The 18,921-nt window shown below is 67.7% G+C and carries 17 protein-coding genes and 1 tRNA gene; 9 read left to right on the top strand and 9 right to left on the bottom strand.

Annotated elements, in window-relative coordinates; all coding sequences use genetic code 11:
- The first annotated feature begins 134 nt into the window (after positions 1-134).
- From mdh to odhB, 5 genes are all read left to right on the top strand, one after another.
- A complete protein-coding gene (gene mdh, locus OXM58_09110) occupies positions 135-1,085 on the top strand; it encodes a malate dehydrogenase (protein MDE0148520.1) in 951 nt (316 codons plus the stop codon).
- Between the two features lie 50 nt (positions 1,086-1,135).
- Positions 1,136-2,332 (top strand): ADP-forming succinate--CoA ligase subunit beta, encoded by a 1,197-nt coding sequence (gene sucC / locus OXM58_09105; protein MDE0148519.1) that lies wholly within the window; start codon positions 1,136-1,138, stop codon positions 2,330-2,332.
- A gap of 2 nt (positions 2,333-2,334) precedes the next feature.
- Positions 2,335-3,210 (top strand): succinate--CoA ligase subunit alpha, encoded by an 876-nt coding sequence (gene sucD / locus OXM58_09100; GenBank protein ID MDE0148518.1) that lies wholly within the window; start codon positions 2,335-2,337, stop codon positions 3,208-3,210.
- Positions 3,211-3,345: 135 nt separating this feature from the next.
- A complete protein-coding gene (locus tag OXM58_09095) occupies positions 3,346-6,255 on the top strand; it encodes a 2-oxoglutarate dehydrogenase E1 component (GenBank protein MDE0148517.1) in 2,910 nt (969 codons plus the stop codon).
- Positions 6,256-6,286: 31 nt separating this feature from the next.
- Positions 6,287-7,585: a 2-oxoglutarate dehydrogenase complex dihydrolipoyllysine-residue succinyltransferase gene (gene odhB, locus OXM58_09090; GenBank protein MDE0148516.1), complete on the top strand. Its 1,299-nt coding sequence runs from the start codon at positions 6,287-6,289 to the stop codon at positions 7,583-7,585.
- An 8-nt stretch (positions 7,586-7,593) separates the two neighbouring features.
- Here the strand turns inward: odhB and leuB are convergent, their stop codons facing one another.
- The gene (gene leuB, locus OXM58_09085) at positions 7,594-8,709 is read right to left on the bottom strand and encodes a 3-isopropylmalate dehydrogenase (GenBank protein ID MDE0148515.1); all 1,116 of its coding nucleotides are present in this window, start codon (positions 8,707-8,709) and stop codon (positions 7,594-7,596) included.
- Between the two features lie 102 nt (positions 8,710-8,811).
- Positions 8,812-8,886 (bottom strand) — tRNA-Gly (locus OXM58_09080).
- Positions 8,887-9,089: 203 nt separating this feature from the next.
- Here OXM58_09080 and OXM58_09075 point away from each other — a divergent pair.
- From OXM58_09075 to OXM58_09065, 3 genes are all read left to right on the top strand, one after another.
- Complete coding sequence (locus tag OXM58_09075) at positions 9,090-9,596, top strand: prolyl-tRNA synthetase associated domain-containing protein (protein MDE0148514.1); 507 nt, start codon at positions 9,090-9,092, stop codon at positions 9,594-9,596.
- 124 nt (positions 9,597-9,720) lie between these two features.
- Positions 9,721-10,644: a thioredoxin gene (trxA, locus tag OXM58_09070; protein ID MDE0148513.1), complete on the top strand. Its 924-nt coding sequence runs from the start codon at positions 9,721-9,723 to the stop codon at positions 10,642-10,644.
- A 17-nt stretch (positions 10,645-10,661) separates the two neighbouring features.
- Positions 10,662-11,024 (top strand): hypothetical protein, encoded by a 363-nt coding sequence (locus tag OXM58_09065; GenBank protein MDE0148512.1) that lies wholly within the window; start codon positions 10,662-10,664, stop codon positions 11,022-11,024.
- 24 nt (positions 11,025-11,048) lie between these two features.
- On the opposite strand, the gene OXM58_09060 is transcribed toward OXM58_09065, so the two are convergent.
- The 4 genes from OXM58_09060 to OXM58_09045 form a co-directional block, all read right to left on the bottom strand.
- Positions 11,049-11,348, bottom strand: coding sequence for a type II toxin-antitoxin system death-on-curing family toxin (locus OXM58_09060; protein MDE0148511.1), 300 nt, complete (start codon positions 11,346-11,348; stop codon positions 11,049-11,051).
- A gap of 79 nt (positions 11,349-11,427) precedes the next feature.
- Positions 11,428-11,613, bottom strand: a complete 186-nt coding sequence (locus OXM58_09055) for a hypothetical protein (protein MDE0148510.1) — start codon at positions 11,611-11,613, stop codon at positions 11,428-11,430.
- Positions 11,614-11,779: 166 nt separating this feature from the next.
- On the bottom strand, positions 11,780-12,568 hold the full coding sequence (locus tag OXM58_09050) for an alpha/beta hydrolase (protein MDE0148509.1): 789 nt from the start codon (positions 12,566-12,568) through the stop codon (positions 11,780-11,782).
- 11 nt (positions 12,569-12,579) lie between these two features.
- On the bottom strand, positions 12,580-13,884 hold the full coding sequence (locus OXM58_09045) for an O-acetylhomoserine aminocarboxypropyltransferase (GenBank protein MDE0148508.1): 1,305 nt from the start codon (positions 13,882-13,884) through the stop codon (positions 12,580-12,582).
- 509 nt (positions 13,885-14,393) lie between these two features.
- Here OXM58_09045 and OXM58_09040 point away from each other — a divergent pair.
- Positions 14,394-15,413: a Fe(3+) ABC transporter substrate-binding protein gene (locus OXM58_09040; GenBank protein ID MDE0148507.1), complete on the top strand. Its 1,020-nt coding sequence runs from the start codon at positions 14,394-14,396 to the stop codon at positions 15,411-15,413.
- A 151-nt stretch (positions 15,414-15,564) separates the two neighbouring features.
- Here the strand turns inward: OXM58_09040 and OXM58_09035 are convergent, their stop codons facing one another.
- The 3 genes from OXM58_09035 to OXM58_09025 all read right to left on the bottom strand — a co-directional run bounded on the left by OXM58_09035 (position 15,565) and on the right by OXM58_09025 (position 18,919).
- Positions 15,565-16,743 (bottom strand): adenylate/guanylate cyclase domain-containing protein, encoded by a 1,179-nt coding sequence (locus OXM58_09035; GenBank protein MDE0148506.1) that lies wholly within the window; start codon positions 16,741-16,743, stop codon positions 15,565-15,567.
- Between the two features lie 88 nt (positions 16,744-16,831).
- Positions 16,832-18,139: an OFA family MFS transporter gene (locus tag OXM58_09030; GenBank protein MDE0148505.1), complete on the bottom strand. Its 1,308-nt coding sequence runs from the start codon at positions 18,137-18,139 to the stop codon at positions 16,832-16,834.
- A gap of 42 nt (positions 18,140-18,181) precedes the next feature.
- On the bottom strand, positions 18,182-18,919 hold the full coding sequence (locus OXM58_09025) for a hypothetical protein (protein ID MDE0148504.1): 738 nt from the start codon (positions 18,917-18,919) through the stop codon (positions 18,182-18,184).
- Positions 18,920-18,921 lie beyond the last annotated feature (2 nt).

Here is an 18,921-nt window from a genome sequence, read left to right as displayed (position 1 = left end):
GCGGCCCGCGCATTGTGCGCGGTTGCCTTGCTCGGCGCGTCGCGCTAATCCGGCCCGCGTCATCCGACGGCAGGGCGCTTTCAATTCCGGACGCCCGCCGGTCCATACAGCCCATTCGCACCGGGGGGAGTCCCATGGCCCGAAACAAGATCGCCCTGATCGGCGCCGGCCAGATCGGCGGCACGCTGGCCCTGCTCGCCGGCCTCAAGGAACTCGGCGACGTCGTGCTGTTCGACATCGTCGACGGCGTACCGCAGGGCAAGGCGCTGGACCTTGTTCAGGCCTCGCCGGTCGAAGGCTTCGACGCGAACTATTCCGGCGCGTCCGACTATGCGCCGATCGCCGGCGCCGATGTTGTCATCGTGACGGCCGGCGTGCCGCGCAAGCCGGGCATGAGCCGCGACGACCTGATCGGCACCAACGCCGGGGTCATGAAGGCGGTCGGCGCCGGCATCCGCGAGCATTGCCCCGACGCCTTCGTGATCTGCATCACCAACCCGCTCGACGCCATGGTCTGGGCCCTGCGCGAGCATTGCGGCCTGCCCCACAACCGGGTGGTCGGCATGGCCGGCGTGCTGGACAGCGCCCGCTTCCGCTATTTCCTCGCCGAGGCGATGAACGTCTCGGTCGAGGACGTGACGGCCTTCGTGCTCGGCGGCCACGGCGACACCATGGTGCCGCTGGCGCGCTACTCCACGGTCGCCGGCGTGCCGCTGCCCGACCTGGTGAAAGCAGGCTGGATCAGCCAGGCGCAGGTCGACGCAATCATCCAGCGCACCCGCGACGGCGGCGCCGAGATCGTCGGCCTGCTCAAGACGAGTTCGGCCTTCTACGCGCCGGCATCTTCGGCGATCTCGATGGCCGAGAGCTACCTCCGGGACAAGAAGCGGGTGCTGCCCTGCGCCGCCTGGCTTGATGGCGAATACGGCCATTCCGGCCTCTATGTCGGCGTGCCGGTGGTGATCGGCGCCGGCGGCGTCGAGCGCATCCTGGAGATCGAGCTCGACGACGGGGAAAGGGCCATGTTCGAAAAATCGGTCAGCGCCGTGAAGGCCCTGATCGAAGCGACCCGGCCCTTGATGTAACGGCGGCCCCGGCTCGGAACCGCGCACATTTCCCTGCAGGGGGAGCCAGCATGAACATCCACGAGTATCAGGCCAAGGAGCTGATGCGCCGCTACGGCATCGCGGTGCCGGACGGCGGCGTCGCCTGGACGCCGGACGAGGCGGCCAAGCAGGCCGAGAAGACCGGCGGCCCGGTCTGGGTCGTCAAATCCCAGATCCATGCCGGCGGCCGGGGCGCCGGCCGCTTCCGGAACGATCCCGACGGCAAGGGCGGCGTGCGGGTCGTGAAATCGGTCGAGGATGTGCGCGCGAATGCCGACGCCATGCTCGGCCAGGTGCTGGTCACCAAGCAGACCGGCCCGGAAGGCAAGGAGGTCAAGCGCCTCTACATCGAGGACGGTTGCGACATCGCCCGGGAGCTTTACCTCTCCGTCCTGCTCGACCGCGCGACCAGCCGGGTCACCGTCATGGCCTCGACCGAGGGCGGCATGGACATCGAGCAGGTCGCCGAGGAGACGCCGGAGAAGATCATCCGCGTCGCCATCGACCCGGCGACCGGCATTCAGGCGCACCATTGCCGTACCGTCGCCTTCGGCCTCGGCCTGGAGGGCAACCAGGTGAAATCGGCGACCCGGTTCCTCACGGCGATGTACAAGGCCTTCACCGAACTCGACGCCAGCCTGGTCGAGATCAACCCGCTGGTCGTAACCGGGGACGGCGAGGTGCTCGCCCTCGACGCCAAGATGAACTTCGATGACAACGCGCTCTACCGCCATCCCGACGTCGCCGAGCTGCGCGACGAGGACGAGGAGGACCCGGCGGAACTGGAGGCCGCGCGGCACGATCTCAACTATGTCAAGCTGGACGGCACCATCGGCTGCATGGTCAACGGCGCCGGCCTCGCCATGGGCACGATGGACATCATCAAGCTCTATGGCGCCGAGCCGGCCAATTTCCTCGATGTCGGCGGCGGCGCGACCCGTGAGCGGGTCACCACCGCCTTCAAGATCATCCTCAGCGATCCCAACGTCGAAGGCATCCTGGTCAACATTTTCGGCGGCATCATGCGCTGCGACGTGATCGCCGAGGGCGTGGTGGCGGCGGCGCGGGAGGTCAGCCTGCACGTTCCGCTGGTCGTGCGCCTGGCCGGCACGAATGTCGACCTGGGCAAGAAGATCCTCGCCGACTCCGGCCTGCCGATCACCTCGGCCGACGACCTGGCCGACGCGGCGGAGAAGGTCGTGACAGCCGTGAAGGAGGCGGCGTAGCCATGGCGGTACTGGTCGACGAGAACACCAGGGTGATCTGCCAGGGCTTCACCGGCAGCCAGGGCACCTTCCATTCCGAGCAGGCGATCGCCTACGGCACGCGGATGGTCGGCGGCGTCACGCCCGGCAAGGGCGGCGCCACCCATCTCGACCTGCCGGTCTTCGATACGGTCGGCGAGGCGGTGGCGCAGACCGGCGCGAACGCCAGCGCGATCTACGTCCCGCCGCCCTTTGCGGCCGACGCGATCCTGGAGGCGATCGACGCAGGCGTCGCGCTGGTCGTGTGCATTACCGAGGGCATCCCGGTGCTCGACATGGTGCGGGTCAAGCGCGCGCTGCAGAACTCCGGGACCCGGCTGATCGGGCCGAACTGCCCCGGCGTCATCACGCCGGACGCCTGCAAGATCGGCATCATGCCCGGCCATATCCACAAGCGCGGCCGGATCGGCGTCGTGTCGCGCTCCGGCACGCTGACCTACGAGGCGGTCGCCCAGACTACGGCCGCGGGCCTGGGCCAATCGACCTGCATCGGCATCGGCGGCGATCCGGTCAACGGCACCGATTTCATCGACTGCCTGGAGATATTCCTGGCCGACGACGAGACAGAGGGCATCGTCATGATCGGCGAGATCGGCGGCACGGCGGAGGAAGAGGCGGCAGACTTCTACAGGGCGTCGGGCACCGCCAAGCCGATCACCGGCTTCATCGCCGGCCTCACCGCGCCGCCCGGCCGGCGCATGGGCCACGCCGGTGCGATCATCGCCGGCGGCAAGGGCACCGCGGGCGACAAGATCGAGGCGATGAAAGGCGCCGGCTTCCACGTCGCGGATTCGCCGGCGGCGATCGGCGACACCATGCTCGCCGCGATGAAAGGTTGAGCGCGCAATTCCGCGTTCCGTCGCGCAACGGTGATGGCGCTTCCCGGTGACAAGAGCGACCGGGATACCTAGTGTTTAAGGGTGCCCGGCGCGGTGCCGGGCGGTAGAGACCGCAACAGCAGGCAAGCCGGACCCATGGCACAGACGGCGCGGGACTTCGAGGCGTCTTCCTACCTCACCGGGGCCAACGCGCCCTTCATCGTCGACCTGTACGAGCGTTATGTCGCCGATCCGCGCTCGGTCGCCGACGACTGGCGGGATTTTTTCGACGATCTTGATGACGGCGCCCAAGCGGCGCTCGCCGACCTGTCCGGGCCGGACTGGGCGCCCCGGGCGACCCGGGTCGTCGGCAACGGCGAGGCGGCGACGGCCCGGGCAGATGTCGGGCAGGCCGGTGTACCGGCGGCGCCCGCATCCGACGCCGAGATCCGCGAGGCGACCCGGGATTCGATCCGTGCGCTCATCCTGATCCGCAGCTACCGGGTGCGCGGCCATCTCCTGGCCCAGCTCGATCCGCTCGGCATCGAGGTGCGCGAGGACCATCCGGAACTGGACTACGAGACCTACGGCTTCACGCCGCGCGACCTCGACCGGCGCATCTTCATCAACAACTATCTCGGCCTCGGCGACACCGCGACGCTGCGCGAGATCATCGCCCGCTGCAAGGCGACCTATGCCGGCACCATCGGCGTGGAATTCATGCACATCCAGGATCCGGACCAGAAAGCCTGGATCCAGTCGCGGATCGAGGCGATCGAAAACCGCACCGAATTCACCACCAAGGGCAAGAAGGCGATCCTGGGCAGCCTGATCCAGGCCGAAATTTTCGAAAAGTTCCTCGACAAGAAACATACGGGCACCAAGCGCTTCGGCCTCGACGGCGGCGAATCGACCATTCCCGCGCTGGAACAGATCATCAAGCGCGGCGGCCAGCTCGGCGTCGAGGAAATCGTCATCGGCATGCCGCACCGCGGCCGGCTCAATGTGCTCGCCAACATGATGGGCAAGCCCTATCAGGCGATCTTCTCGGAATTCCAGGGCGCGTCCGCCAACCCGGAGGACGTGCAGGGCTCCGGCGACGTCAAATACCATCTCGGCACCTCGTCCGACCGGGACTTCGACGACAACATCGTCCATCTGTCGCTCACCGCCAATCCGTCCCACCTGGAGGCGGTCAATCCGGTCGTCGCCGGCAAGGTCCGCGCCAAGCAGACCCAGCGCACCGCCAGGGGCGCGCGGATTCGCAGCGCCCGGCGCCAGGTGATGGGCCTCTTGCTGCACGGCGACGCCGCCTTCTCCGGCCAGGGCGTGGTGGCGGAGACCCTGGACCTCGCCGAATTGAACGGCTATCGCACCGGCGGCACGATCCATTTCATCGTCAACAACCAGATCGGCTTTACGACCAATCCGGTGCACAGCCGCTCCGGCCCCTACTGCACGGAGTTCGCCAAGATCGTGCAGGCGCCGATCTTCCATGTGAACGGCGACGACCCCGAGGCGGTCGTCCATGTCGCGCGCATCGCCACGGAGTTCCGCGACGCATTCCAGACCGATGTCGTGATCGACATGTTCTGCTACCGGCGGCACGGCCACAACGAGGGCGACGAGCCGGCCTTCACCCAGCCGCTGATGTACCGCACAATCGCGCGCCACGAGACGGTGCGCGAGGTCTACAGCCGCAAGCTGGTCGACGAGGGGATCCTGACCAACCGGGACGCCGAAGCGATGGTCGGCGAATTCGAGCAGCGGCTGGAGGCGGATTTCGAGGCCGCCGGCGGCTACAAGCCGAACAAGGCGGACTGGCTCGAAGGCGCCTGGACCGGGCTGGAGCCGACGCGCGGCGACTATATCCGCGGCGATACCGCCGTCGATGCCGGGCAGCTGCGCCGGATCGGGCGCAAGCTCAGCGACGTGCCGGTGGAATTCAACCTGAACCGCAAGATCGCCCGGCAGCTCGATGCCCGGAAGAAGGCGGTCGACAAGGGCGAAGGCATCGACTGGGCGCTCGCCGAATCGCTGGCCTTCGGCTCGCTGCTGGCCGAAGGCACGCCGGTGCGCCTGTCGGGCCAGGACAGCGGCCGCGGCACCTTCTCCCACCGCCACGCCGTGCTGGTCGACCAGGAGACCGAGGCCAAATTCCTGCCGTTGCAGAACCTGTCGCCGGACCAGGCGCTGTTCGAGGTCATCGATTCGCCGCTCGCCGAAATGTCGGTGCTCGGCTTCGAATACGGCTATGCGCTCGCCGAGCCCAACGCGCTGATCCTGTGGGAGGCCCAGTTCGGCGATTTCGCCAACGGCGCCCAGATCATCATCGACCAGTTCATCGCCTCGGGCGAATCGAAATGGCTGCGCCTGTGCGGCCTGGTCATGCTGCTGCCCCACGGCTATGAGGGTCAGGGGCCGGAGCATTCCTCGGCCCGGCTGGAGCGCTACCTGCAACTGTGCGCCGAAGAGAATATGCAGGTGGCAAACTGCACCAGCCCGGCGAACTATTTCCATGTCCTGCGTCGCCAGGTCCGGCGCAAGACCCGCAAGCCGCTCATCGTGATGTCGCCGAAATCCCTGCTCCGGCACAAGGCGGCGGTCTCGAAGCTGGCCGATTTCGCGACCGGCAGCTCCTTCCACCGGATCCTGTGGGACGATTCGGCCCTCGGCCCGGACGCGGGGATCGAGCGCGTCATCCTCTGTTCCGGCAAGGTCTATTTCGACCTGGCCGCCGAGCGCGACGAGCGCGGCCTGAACGACCGGGTCTGCATCCTGCGCATGGAGCAGCTCTATCCCTTCCCGGCGAAGCCGCTGACGGAGGAACTGTCGCGCTTCAAAGAGGCCGAAGTCGTCTGGTGCCAGGAGGAGCCGGAGAATGCCGGCGCCTGGAGCTTCGTCGACCGGCGGATCGAGGCGGTGATGCGCGAGATCGGCATGACTCCCGGCCGGCCCCGCTATGCCGGCCGGCCCGAATCGGCATCGCCCGCGACCGGCCTCAACGCGCGCCACGTCGCCGAGCAGAAACGGCTGGTCGACGAGGCGCTGAAATTCGACGACTGAACGAACTGAAATTTCCTTTCGGGTCCAGGACATGACCGTAGACATCAAAGTGCCGGCGCTCGGCGAATCGGTGACGGAAGCCGAGGTCGCCAAGTGGTACAAGCAGGTCGGCGACGCCGTCGGAGCCGACGAACCCCTGGTCGAACTGGAAACCGACAAGGTCACGCTGGAGGTCAACGCCCCGGCGGCCGGCGTATTGGCGGAAATCCTCGCCGGCGAGGGCGCGGAGGTGGAAGTCGGCGCGGTGCTCGGCCGGATCGACGAGACCGGGGCCGGCGTGGCGGCAGCGCCCCCCCGGCCTGTGCCTGAACCGGGGCGGGAACCCGAGCCGGAACCCGAACCGGAACCGGCTGCCCCGCCGCTCAGCCCGCCGCTCAGTCCGCCCCTCAGCCCGGCAGTGCGCAAGCTGGTCGCCGAGCACGATCTCGATCCGTCGGCGATCGAGGGCACCGGCAAGGACGGCCGCCTGCTCAAGGCCGATGTCGAGGCGCACCTGGCGGCGCAGGCCGCCGCCGCGGAGGAAGCCGCCGCGCCCGCCGCCGAACCGGACCCAACGCCGGAGCCCGAACCTGTTGCGCCGGCTCCGGCCGCATCGAGACCCGCGCCCGAGCCGCCTAGGCCCGACGCCGGCGAGCGCGAAGTCCGGGTGCGCATGTCCCGCCTGCGCCGGCGCATCGCCGAACGCCTCAAGGAAGCCCAGAACACGGCGGCGATGCTGACGACCTTCAACGACGCCGACATGGGCGCGATCCTCGACCTGCGCAAACGCTATCGGGACAGCTTCGAGAAGCGCCACGGCGTGCGCCTCGGTTTCATGTCCTTCTTCGTCAAGGCCTGCATCGAGGCGCTGAAGGAGATCCCGGCGGTCAACGCCGAGATCGACGGCGACGACATCGTCTACAAGAATTACTACGACATCGGCGTGGCGGTCGGCACGGAACAGGGCCTGGTCGTGCCGGTCCTGCGCGATGCCGACGGCCTGTCCTTCGTCGATATCGAGCGGACGATCGCCGAGCTCGGCGCCAGGGCGCGCGACGGCGCCCTCTCGATGGCCGAGCTGACCGGCGGCACCTTCACCATCTCGAACGGCGGCGTCTACGGCTCGATGCTCTCGACGCCGATCCTCAACCCGCCGCAGTCCGGCATCCTCGGCATGCACCGGATCGAGCAGCGCCCGGTCGCCCGCGACGGCCAGGTCGTCATCCGCCCGATGATGTATCTCGCGCTGAGCTACGACCACCGAATCGTCGACGGCCGCGAAGCCGTGACCTTCCTGGTGAAAGTCAAGGAAGGCCTGGAGGATCCGGAGAGGTTGCTGATCGGGGTGTAGGGGGCGTCCTACCCCGCCGCCGTCTCCAGCCCGCGCAGGACGGCGTCGCCCATTTCGGCGGTCGAGACGCGGGTCGTGTTCGCTTGGGCCAGGTCGGCGGTGCGCAGGCCGTCGGCGAGCACGCCGGCGACCGCGGCTTCCAGCATGTCGGCCTCGTCGCCCAGGTCGAAGGAATAGCGCAGCGCCATCGCGAAGCTGAGGATGCTGGCGAGCGGGTTGGCGACGCCCTGCCCGGCGATGTCCGGCGCCGAGCCGTGCACCGGCTCGTAGAGCGCGTGGCGCTTGCCGGTCGCCGGGTCTTCCGCGCCGAGCGAGGCCGAGGGCAGCATGCCGAGCGAGCCGGTCAGCATGGCGGCGACGTCGGACAGCATGTCGCCGAACAGGTTGTCGGTCACGATCACGTCGAACTGCTTGGGCGCGCGGACGAGTTGCATGGCGCAGTTGTCCGCCAGGATGTGGCGCAGTTCGACATCGCCGTATTCGGCCTCGTGGATCGCCGTCACCTCCTCGCGCCACAGCACGCCACTATGCATGACGTTCGACTTCTCCGACGAATGCACTAGGTTGCGCCGCTTGCGCGCCAGCTCGAAGGCGACGCGGGCGATGCGGTGGATCTCCGGCGTGGTGTAGAGCTGGGTATCGACGCCCTTGCGGCTGCCGTCGGCCAGAGTCTCGATTCCGCGCGGCTCGCCGAAATAGACCCCGCCCGTCAGCTCCCGCACGATCACGATGTCGAGGCCGGAGACGAGGTCCGCCTTGAGCGAGGAGGCTTCGGCCAGCGCCTCGAAGCAGAGCGCCGGGCGCAGGTTGGCGAACAGGTCGAGTTCCTTGCGCAGGCGCAGCAGGCCCTGTTCCGGCTTGAGGTGGAAGGGGTTGGCGTCCCATTTCGGGCCGCCGACCGCGCCGAACATCACGGCGTCGCTGGCTTTCGCCTTCGCCATGACCGCGTCGGGCAGCGCCGTGCCTTCGGCGTCCAGCGCCGCGCCGCCGCAGATACCGTCGTCCAGATCGAACTTCACCGCCCGTTCCCGGCCGAACCAGTCGGCGACCCGGACGACCTGGTCCATGACTTCGGGGCCGATGCCGTCGCCCGGCAGGATGAGGAGGGACTTGTTGGTGCTCATGGTAACTCTTTCGCGCTGCCGCCGGGCAGCCGATAGCCCCTGCCGGGCAGGGTTTCAAGGCGCGAATGGCGCCGGAATCGGAGGATGTTCGCGAAGGAAGTCTGGAGCGGGAGACGAGATTTGAACTCGCGACCCTCACGTTGGCAACGTGATGCTCTACCTCTGAGCTACTCCCGCGCAGACTGCCGCGGCGCGTTCCGGTTCGGCTCGGCCCGCCCGTGAAGCCGCGGACTATACGCCGGCTCCCGGAATTGACAAGGATGAAGCGCAAGGGCTGGTGTCGCGGCTGCGTCACAGTTAGATAGGCCCCTCCGGATTTCAAGCCGGATGCCCGCCCGCCCGCACCCGCCCCGCCGTTACCGACGACCCGAAGCGCTCCGATGCCCGCTACCGAACAGGACCTTTACGCCCGGCTCGACGCCCTGGGCCTCGGCTGGACGACGACCGAACATCCGCCGCTCCATACGGTGGCGGAGAGCAAAGCGCTGCGCGGCGAACTGGAAGGCGGCCATGTCAGGAACCTGTTCCTGCGCGACAAGAACAGGAAAATCTGGCTGATCGTCGCCGAGGAGGATCGGCCGGTCGATCTCAAGACCTTCCGCAAGCGCATCGGCGCGCGGGGCTCGCTGTCCTTCGGCAGCCCGGAACTGCTGATGGAGGTGCTGGGGGTCGCGCCCGGCGCGGTCTCCCCGTTCGGCCTGATCAACGATGCGGATTGCCGGGCGGCGGTGATCCTCGACGAGGGGCTGATGGAACACCGGCTGGTCAACGTCCACCCGCTGCGCAACGACGCGACGACGACCATCGCCGGTGCCGACCTGGTGACGTTCATTCGCGATTGCGGCCACGATCCGCAGATCATGGATCTGGAAGCGGTGGCGGAGTGAGGCGGCGCGCCGAACCGGGCCGGCCCCCGCGCGCTTCCACCCCCTTGTCCGCTGCGGCGCGCTCCGCCATGTAAGGCGCGACGCGACGGCGTGCGGGTGCAGGGGCGAGGATGCGGGGATTTTCATGGATACGCTGATCGGCGGCGCCGGCGCGGCAGGCGCCGACGTCATCAAGGACTCAGACACCGCCAACTTCGCGGCAGACGTGATCGAGGCGTCGCAGGAAACGCCGGTGATCGTCGATTTCTGGGCGACCTGGTGCGGCCCGTGCAAGCAGCTCGGCCCGGCCCTCGAAAAGGTGGTCAGGGAGCAGAACGGCAAGGTCCGGCTGGTCAAGGTCGACGTCGACAAGAACCAGGCGCTGGCCGGCCAGCTGCGCGTGCAGTCGATCCCGGCCGTCTTCGCTTTCGCCGGCGGCCGGCCGGTCGACGGCTTCGTCGGCGCCCAGCCGGAAAGCCAGATCCGCCAGTTCGTCGAGCGGCTCGCCGCTGCCGCGCCCGGCGGCGCACCGCCGGTCGATCCGGTCGTCGACCAGATGCTCGCCGAGGCCCGCGCCGCGCTCGAGCAGGGCGACGCCGGCAGCGCGGCCGGGATGTATTCCCGCATCCTCGAACTTGACGGCGCCAACGCCACGGCGCTGGTCGGCCTGGCGCGCGCGGCGATCGCGCTGGGCCAGCCGGACCAGGCGCGCCAGATGCTCGGCCAGTTGCCCGAGGAGATGGCGAAAGATCCCGACGTCGTGGCCGCCCGGGCGGCGCTCGCCCTGATCGACGAGTTGGGCGAGACCGGCGATCCGGATGCGCTGCGCGCCCGGGTCGAGGCCGATGCCGCCGATCTCCAGGCGCACTACGACCTGGCCTGCGCCCTCTACGCCCGCGGCCGGACGGGGGACGCGATGGACGCGCTGCTCGCCAGCATCCGGCGCGACCGGGAATGGGAGGATGCCAAGGCGCGCAAGCTGCTGCTGAAATTCTTCGACGCCCTAGGGCCCGGCCATCCGCTCACCCAGAAAGGCCGCCGCGGCCTGTCCTCGGTGCTGTTTTCGTAGGCGTCCGCGAGACGCAAATGAACGCCGATATCCTGCCCTCCGAAAATCCCGCGCCCGACGGCAGCGGCAACGCGAAGATCGTCTATTTCCTCTATCTCGGCGCCATCATTTTCGGCGTGCTCGCCATCGCCGGCGTCATCATCGCCTATGTCAGCCGGAACGGCGCCGCCGAGTGGGCCGCCGACCACTACCGCTTCCAGATCCGCACTTTCTGGATCGGCCTGCTCTACAGCGCCGTCGGCGTGGCGACCGTGTTCGTTTTCGTCGGCTGGCTGATCCTGCTGGCGGCCCTGATCTGGTGGATCGTGCGCACCGTCAAGGGCCTGCAATATCTCGGCCAGGGCGCGCCGTATCCGAAGGTCGAGACCTGGCTGTGGTGAGGCGGGCGGCTTCGCCTCCGGCAATTACACACCTTCGGCCCGGACGACACGTTCCCTGAACCACTGCGCCAGCGCCTCGTAGTCGATATCCCCCGCGGCGACCGCAATGATAGTATCGGCGACGGCCACGTCGTCCTCGACCAGACGATAACCGCTCCGACGCAACAGCAGTTCGACGAGATAGAGCGCCGTACGTTTGTTTCCGTCGACAAAACCGTGGCTGGAAACAATCCCGTGAACGAGGGCAGCCGCCTTTTCGTGAATGAAATGGTGATAGCCGTGGTAAGGCCGCGCGAGCGCTGATCGGATATTATGTTCGTTCAGAATCCCGGGCGCCGCACCGCCGCGTACCGCCTTGTCGTGGCCGCGGATGGCGTCGACCCAGGCGACCCTGTAATGGCTGCTAGCGATCAGCCAGTATCTCCAGGGCGACCCTGCGCTCGACCGAGATTTCCTCGATGATGCGCTCGGATACCGGCCTGCGGCGGGGTTTCCGGCTCTCGGACGGTTTCTCGCTCGCGTCTCCTGACGTCGGTGCAGCGTCGTCTCTCGATTTTCCCTTCGACAGGCTGGTACCGTCGTTCGGCATATTCGATAGTCCCTTGATCTTCTGCTATGCCCTGATTGGCGGACCGGCAACAGCGGAATGACGGATGCGGCCGGGATGGCCTAGGCAGTCGTACTTCCGGCGGAAATAGGGGCGCTCCTGCACGGTGTAAAGGGCGCTCGAAATCCGCCAGCGCGACCCAACCCCGCTACAACAGCTTCCTCAACGCATCGAGCGTCTCATCGGGGCGTTCGATCATCATCATGTGGCCGCAGCCGGCGATGATCTCGACCGCCGCGCCGTCGATCGCCTCGATCAGCGGCCGGGCGTTACGCGGCGGGGTCATGCGGTCCCGGTCGCCGAGCACGAACAGCGCCGGGCACCGGACCTTCGCCGCCGCCGCTGCCGCGCCCCTGTAGGCGTTCGATGCGGCGAGGTCGGTGCCGACCACGGCGTCCCGGCCGCGCTCCAGCAGCCGCCTCGCGCCGCCGGTCATCCAGGTGCCGGGCGCCTTGTGGCCGCCGATATGGGCCTTGCGGTCGAAGCCCCAGGAGGTGATGAGGTCGTAGGCGTGGCGGTCGCCCTCCAGGCCCGCCGCCAACAACTCCGGATGGACCGGCATGGCCTCGGCGACGCCGCACAGCGCGATGGCGCTCACCCGGTCCGGATACGCCGCCGCAGTCTCCAGCGCCAGCGCCGCGCCCATGGAATGGCCGACCAGCGCCGCCTGCGCCACGCCGGCGGCGTCCATCAGGGCGATCACCCATTTGGCCTGGACCTCGATGCTGTCGAGCGCCGGGCCTTCCGACTTGCCGTGGCCCGGCAGGTCGACCGCCAGCACGCTGCGCCCGTGCCAGGCGAAATAGCGGGTTTGCAGCTGCCAGACGGTGCGGTCCATGCCGCTGCCGTGCAGGAAAATGACGGGATCCTGCGTCGGGTCGAATTCGCGGCCGCCGGTCGAGCCGTAGACGCGCCTGCCGTTGACGGTGAGTTCCACGATCCGCCCTCCTAAGCCGCCCGGCTTTTCTGCGACGCCCGCAGCGCCGACGCCAGGTCGTCGATCAGGTCGTCGGCGTCCTCCAGGCCGACCGACAGGCGCACCAGGTCCTCCCCGACACCGGCAGCCTCGAGCGCCGCGGTGTCCATCTGCTGGTGGGTCGTGCTCGCCGGGTGGATGACCAGGGACTTGGCGTCGCCGACATTGGCGAGATGGGAGAACAGGCCGAGGCGCTCGATGAAGCGGCGGCCGGCCTCGCGCCCGCCCTTGATGCCGAAGCTGAAGATCGCGCCGCAGCCCTTCGGCAGCAGGCGCTTGGCCAGTTCGTGGTCGGGATGGGACGGCAGTTCGGGATAGCTGACCCAATCGACGTCCGGGCTCTCATCGAGGAAGGCGACGATCCTGCGCGTGTTTTCGACATGGCGTGCCATGCGCACCGGCAGCGATTCGACGCCCTGAAGCAGGTAAAAGGCGTTGGCCGGCGCCATGGCGGCGCCGAAGTCGCGCAGGCCCTCGGCCCGGGCGCGCATGATGAAGGCGGTGGGGCCGAACTCATCGGCGAAATCGAGGCCGTGATAGCCGGCATAGGGCTCGGTCATGGTCGGGAAGCGGCCGGAGGCCTCCCAGTCGAAGGTGCCGCCGTCGACAATGGCGCCGCCGATCGCCACGCCGTGCCCGCCGAGGAACTTGGTCACCGAATGCATGACGATGTCCACACCGTGCTCGAACGGCCGGAACAGCCAGGGCGTCGCGAATGTGCTGTCGATCATCACCGGGATGCCGTGGCGGTGTGCTATCTCGGAAATGACGGGCAGGTCCATGACCTCCAGCCCCGGATTGCCCAGGGTCTCGCCGAAGACCAGCCGGGTCTCCGGCCGGATCGCCGCCTCGAAGGCCGCCGGATCGCGCGGATCGACGAAGGTCGTCTCGATGCCGAAGCGCGGCAGCGTGTGGGTGAACAGGTTGTGGGTGCCGCCGTAGATCGAGCCGGACGATACGATATGCCCGCCCTGACCCATCAAGGTCGCCACGGCAAGGTGGATCGCCGCCATGCCGCTGGCGGTGCAGATCGAACCGACGCCGCCTTCCAGCGCCGCCAGCCGCTCCTCCAGCACGGCGACGGTCGGGTTGGAAATGCGCGAATAGATGTGGCCGGCCCGCTCGAGATTGAACAGCGAGGCGGCGTGTTCGACGTCCGGGAACATGTAGGAGGTCGTCTGGTAGATCGGCACCGCCCGGGCGCCGGTCGCCGGGTCCGGATGCTGGCCGGCGTGCAGGCTGAGCGTATCGAATTTGAGGAACTTGGGATCGAGCATGGCAAGGCTCCACGATCGGGACGCGCTGGCTTCCCACGGGCCGCAGGGCCGGTCAAGCGTGCGACGCCGGCCAAGCCCCGGCGGGCGAGGGTCCCGGCCCATTGTAGAGGGTTCAAAGAAGTTTTTTCCGTCACTATGCGTTTGCGGTTCCCTGCTGTTCGGATAGCCGATACCGCCAACCACCCCTCAATGTCTCCCCGGACGGAGCGCAGCGAGGATCCGGGGCCAGAGTCGCCTGGCACCGACTCGGCTTACGACTCTGGGCCCCGGATTAAATCCGGGGCGGCATCATTGTTTTTTAGGCATCAATGGAAGAGCGGCGCCCGTTCTGTTGTCGGCCTCCGCCTGCACCGAAGTCCAGGGAGGCCATCGCTCGTGGGGCGCGCGACGGGTGCGGGCCTGCGACACCTTGTTGCGAATCGCTCGCAATTTCAGCCTTGCGCCGCCGACTGCCCCTCGATAGTTTGCGAATGATTATCAATCGCATGATTGCCCGGGAACCCAAGCCGATGCCCAGAATGCTCCCGATTCTCGCCGGCGCTCTTGCGCTCGCCGCGACTGGCGCGGCGGCCGCGGCCGCGAATGACGTCAACATCTATTCGTACCGCCAGGCGGTGCTGATGAAGCCTTTGCTCGACGGGTTCGAGCAGAAGACGGGCGTCAAGGCGCATGTCATCTACCTCAAGAAGGGGATGATGGCCCGGCTCAAGGCCGAAGGCGCGGCCAGCCCGGCGGACGTGATCCTGACGACGGACGCCGCCCGGCTGATCCAGCTCGACCGGTTGGGCGCGTTCCAGCCGCTGAATTCGGCCACGCTCAACGCAGCTGTCCCGGCGAACCTGCGCCATCCGAAGGGCCACTGGTTCGGCCTCACGGTGCGCGGCCGGCCGATCTTCTACAACCCGGCAAAGGTCAAGCCTTCCGACCTCTCGACCTACGAGGCGCTGGCCGACGGCAGGTGGAAGGGCCGCATCTGCGTCCGCTCCTCCTCGAACGTCTATAACCAGTCGCTGATCGCTTCGATGATTGCCGCGATCGGCGCTGAGAAGGCGCAGGCCTGGGCCGACGGCTTCGTGAAAAACTTCGCCCGCAAGCCGGCCGGCGGCGACCGCGACCAAATCCGCGCCGTCGCGGCCGGCGAATGCGACATCGCGATCGCCAACACCTACTACTTCGCCGGCCTCGCCAAATCGAAGAAGGAGCGTGACCGCAAGGCCGCCGCCGCCGTCCGCCTGTTCTGGCCGAATCAGCAGGGTCGCGGCGCCCACGTCAACATCTCCGGCACCGGCGTGGCGAAGCATTCGAAGAACCGGGCCAACGCGGTCAGGCTGATCGAGTTCCTGGCGAGCCGCGAAGCCCAGGAAATCTACGCCCGGACCGTCAACGAATACCCGGTGCGCAAGGACGTCCAGCCGGGCCGGATCGTCGCCGATTTCGGCGAGTTCAAGGCCGATTCTTTGGCGCTTTCCGAACTGGCGAAATACCAGAAGGAAGCGGTCCGCATCGCAGACCGCGCCGGCTGGCGCTAGCGGCCGACGACAGGATTCGGGGCCGTCACAGGTATCGGGCGCGGTTCACGGCAGATAACCGCGCCGGGCAAGACGGTCACCCCGAGGCCGCGGCGGCGGCGATGCCCCCAAAGATGACCCGCCGCGGCGGCCGCGTTTTCCGAAGTCCCTCCTAGGGCAATTCCACAGCCGGCCGCAGTCCGAACACCTCGATCGGCGCGGCAAGCCCCTTGACCGGATGGACGCCCAGGGACCGGAACGTTTCACCGGATTGTTCGGCCACCGCCGATGTGACCAGCACCGGCTCGCCGAGCGGCTTGCAAAGGTCCTGCACGCGGCTTGCGACATTGACGGTGGGCGAGATCGCGGTGAAATCGAGCCGGTCCGGGCTGCCGATGTTGCCGAAAATGACGGCGCCGAGGTGAATGCCGATGCCGGCCGCCAACGGCTCCAGCCCGTCGCCCCGGCGCCGGACGTTGAGGGCGCGGAGCGCATCCGTCGCGTCGGCCGCCGCTTTGAGCGCATCCCGGCACCGGTTCGAATGAGGGTCGCCGCCATCGACGGGAAACAGGGCAAGAACGCCGTCGCCGATGAACTTCAGGACGTCCCCGCCATGGGCATGGACGGACTGCACGACGGCTTCGAAATAGCCGTCTAGGGCGCGCAGCAGCGCCGTGTCGCTCCAAGTCTCCGACTTGGCGGTAAAGTCGCGTAGATCGGAAAACATGACGACGGCATCGAGTGCCAAGTGCTCGCCGCGCCGGATCGTCCCCTCGATCACCGCCTTTGCCGGACCCTCGCCGAGATAGGTCCGCAGCAGGCTTTCGGACGAACGCCGCATGGCCACCGGCTCGAAAGCCGCGGCCAGGGCGTGGCGGGTATCGGCGATCAGGTCGATATGCGCCGGCGCAAACCCGCCGGAGTCGGCGGTCACGAAACTGCAGCCCTGCGCCGAGCCGTCGCCATATTCCAGCGCCATGGCGAAAAAGTCCGTCCCGCCGGCCGCGGCAAGCTCGTGGTAGGTGATGTGGTCCCTGTCCGGGTCCAGCCCGATCAGGCTCTTGTGCAGCATCGAGCGGTCAGTCACGACCTGCTGGAACGGGCTGCCGAGCCAGGCTCCCGTTTCCAGGATTTCCCGCGCGACGGTGTATTCGGTGGTTTCCTCCGGTGTCCAGATGATGCCCCAGGCGGAGAGCAGCGGATTGGCCAGGCGCTGGGCGAAGCGCGCGCGGGACAGCGGCACCCCGGCTGCGGTTAGGCGCTGTGCATAGCCTTCCGCGATCGCGACTCCGTCGCCGGAGAGGCGGCCGGGGCCGATCAGCCAGTCTTTCAGCTCGTCGTCTGCGGACATTTGCTCGATCCGGGGTTTCGAGGGTTGCCGCCCCGCCGACCGCCCCGGCCGTCGGGGTGCGGGCGGGCGCCGGCCGCCGAACCGCCGGCTATTTCGCCCCCGGCACGGCGATCCCGAACCGGCGCAGGGTGCCTTCCAGCGTCGGCTTGCCGAGGCGGATGCGGTCGTCGTTCAGCAGGTAGGAGAAGGAGAAGCCGAGCCCGAGGATCAGGACTCCGACCAGGAAGCAGTAGATCACGGCGCGGTCGGGATACTGGTCCTTGATATAGCCGACATAGACCGGGCCGAAGATGCCGGCCGCCGCCCAGGCCGTGAGCATCGCGCCGTAGATCACCGACATGCGCTTCGTGCCGAACACGTCGAGGACGAAGGACGGCATGGTCGCGAAGCCGCCGCCGAAACACAGCAGCACGTAGCAGACCAGGGCGGAGAAGATCCACGGATTGCTCTCGGTCATCAGGATGCCGAAGACGATCATCTGGCTGCCGAGCAGAATCCGGAACACGCGGACCCGGCCGATCCGGTCGGACAGCAGGCCCCAGAGCAGCCGCCCCGCGCCGTTGCACAGCGAACTGACCGCGATCAGGGTCGCGCCGTACTGCGCCAGGACTTCCGGCTCGACGGTCGGGTCGGCCAGGCCCCAGACGTCCTGAAGCAGGGACGACTGGAAGCTGATAACGGAGATTCCCGCCGCGATGTTGAAGAAGAAGACCAGCCACATGATGGCGAATTCGCGCGAGAGGAGGCATTGCCGGACCGAGCCCGATTCCTCTTCCTCCAGCACCGTCGACTGCACGCCGGCGGCCGTCACCCGGTAGCCGGGCGGCGGGTCGCGCAGCAGGAAGCTGGACGGCAGCAGAATGACGGCGAAAAGGATTCCAAGCCCGATGAAGACGGTCGGCAGGTCGCCTTCCGTGGCCAAAATGAGGATGGGCGCCAGCACCTTGCTCAACAGGAACGCACCGACGCCGAAACCCATCACGACAATGCCGGTCGCCAGCCCCTTGCGGTCGGGATACCACTTCGCGGCCGTCGCGACCGGGGTCACATAGCCGAGGCCGATGCCCGCGCCGCCGATCACGCCGTAGCCGATATAGAACAGCGGCAGATAGTCGAACTGCAGGGCGATGCCGCCGAGGACATAGCCGCTGCAGAACAGCAGGCTGCCGATGATCGCCAGCCGCCGCGGGCCCAGCCTGGGCAGCATCGCGCCGGCCCACGCCGCCGAACAGCCGAGCGAGAAAATGGTGACGCTGAAGGCGATCGCGGTTTCGGTGTAGGACCAGTCGTGCTGCCGCACGAGCAGCGTCTGGAAGAAGCTCCAGGCATAGACCGTGCCTAGGCAGATCTGCAGCACGGTGCAGAGCAGGACCGTCAGGCCGCGGGGAATCGACATGAAAGGCTGTGCGTCGGCTGCCGGGCGTCGGATCGCGCCGGATCAGGCCGGCGGCGCCGGAGACGGCCGCGCCGGCGCCGGCAAATCCCCGGTTCCGGAAAAATACTGGAACAGGCGGGCGAGCTGTCCGACCTCGTCGTCCCGGACAAGAACGCCGTTGTCCGCCTCTTCCGATGGTTCGCGCGCCAGTTCCACGGCGTAGGCGAGCAGGTTCGCGACCGGCCTTGCCGCGAGGTTCACCAGCCAGATCGCCGCGATGATGCCGATCACGAAGATGCTCGAGAACAGGTAGACCTGCTGGCCGATCGCGCGCTGAATCTTCAGGGCGACCAGTCCGGTATCCATGCCGATGTAAACCCTGCCGGCCACCCCGGCGAGAATCGGGCTGCTGACCTCGACGAAATCGCCCATGCCCGGCAGGCTGCGCCGGACCGATTCGGCGCCGTGCCCCTCGCCGCGCAGGATTTCCTCGGGAATGCCGGGCACGAAAGTGTGGGCGAGATACTCGCCGCTATCGTTGATGATGTAGATGTAGCTGATGCCCTGGATCTCGACGAACTGGTCGATCAGGGACTGAAGCGCAGACAGGTCGCGGTTCAGGATGATGTCGACGCTGGAATCGGCGATGGTCTTGGCGACCCCCTTGGCGTTGGACTCGTATTCCTCCGTCAACTGGGAATCGACAGTGTAGATGGCCAGCATCGAGGTCGAGATGCCGATCAGGCCGAACAGCATGAAGATGCCGAACAGCGTCTTCTGGAAAAGCTTTTGAACCTTCATAT

This window comes from Rhodospirillaceae bacterium (assembly GCA_028819475.1).
In the GTDB taxonomy this organism is placed as follows: domain Bacteria; phylum Pseudomonadota; class Alphaproteobacteria; order Bin65; family Bin65; genus Bin65.
This window is presented reverse-complemented; position numbering and strand designations above follow the sequence as displayed.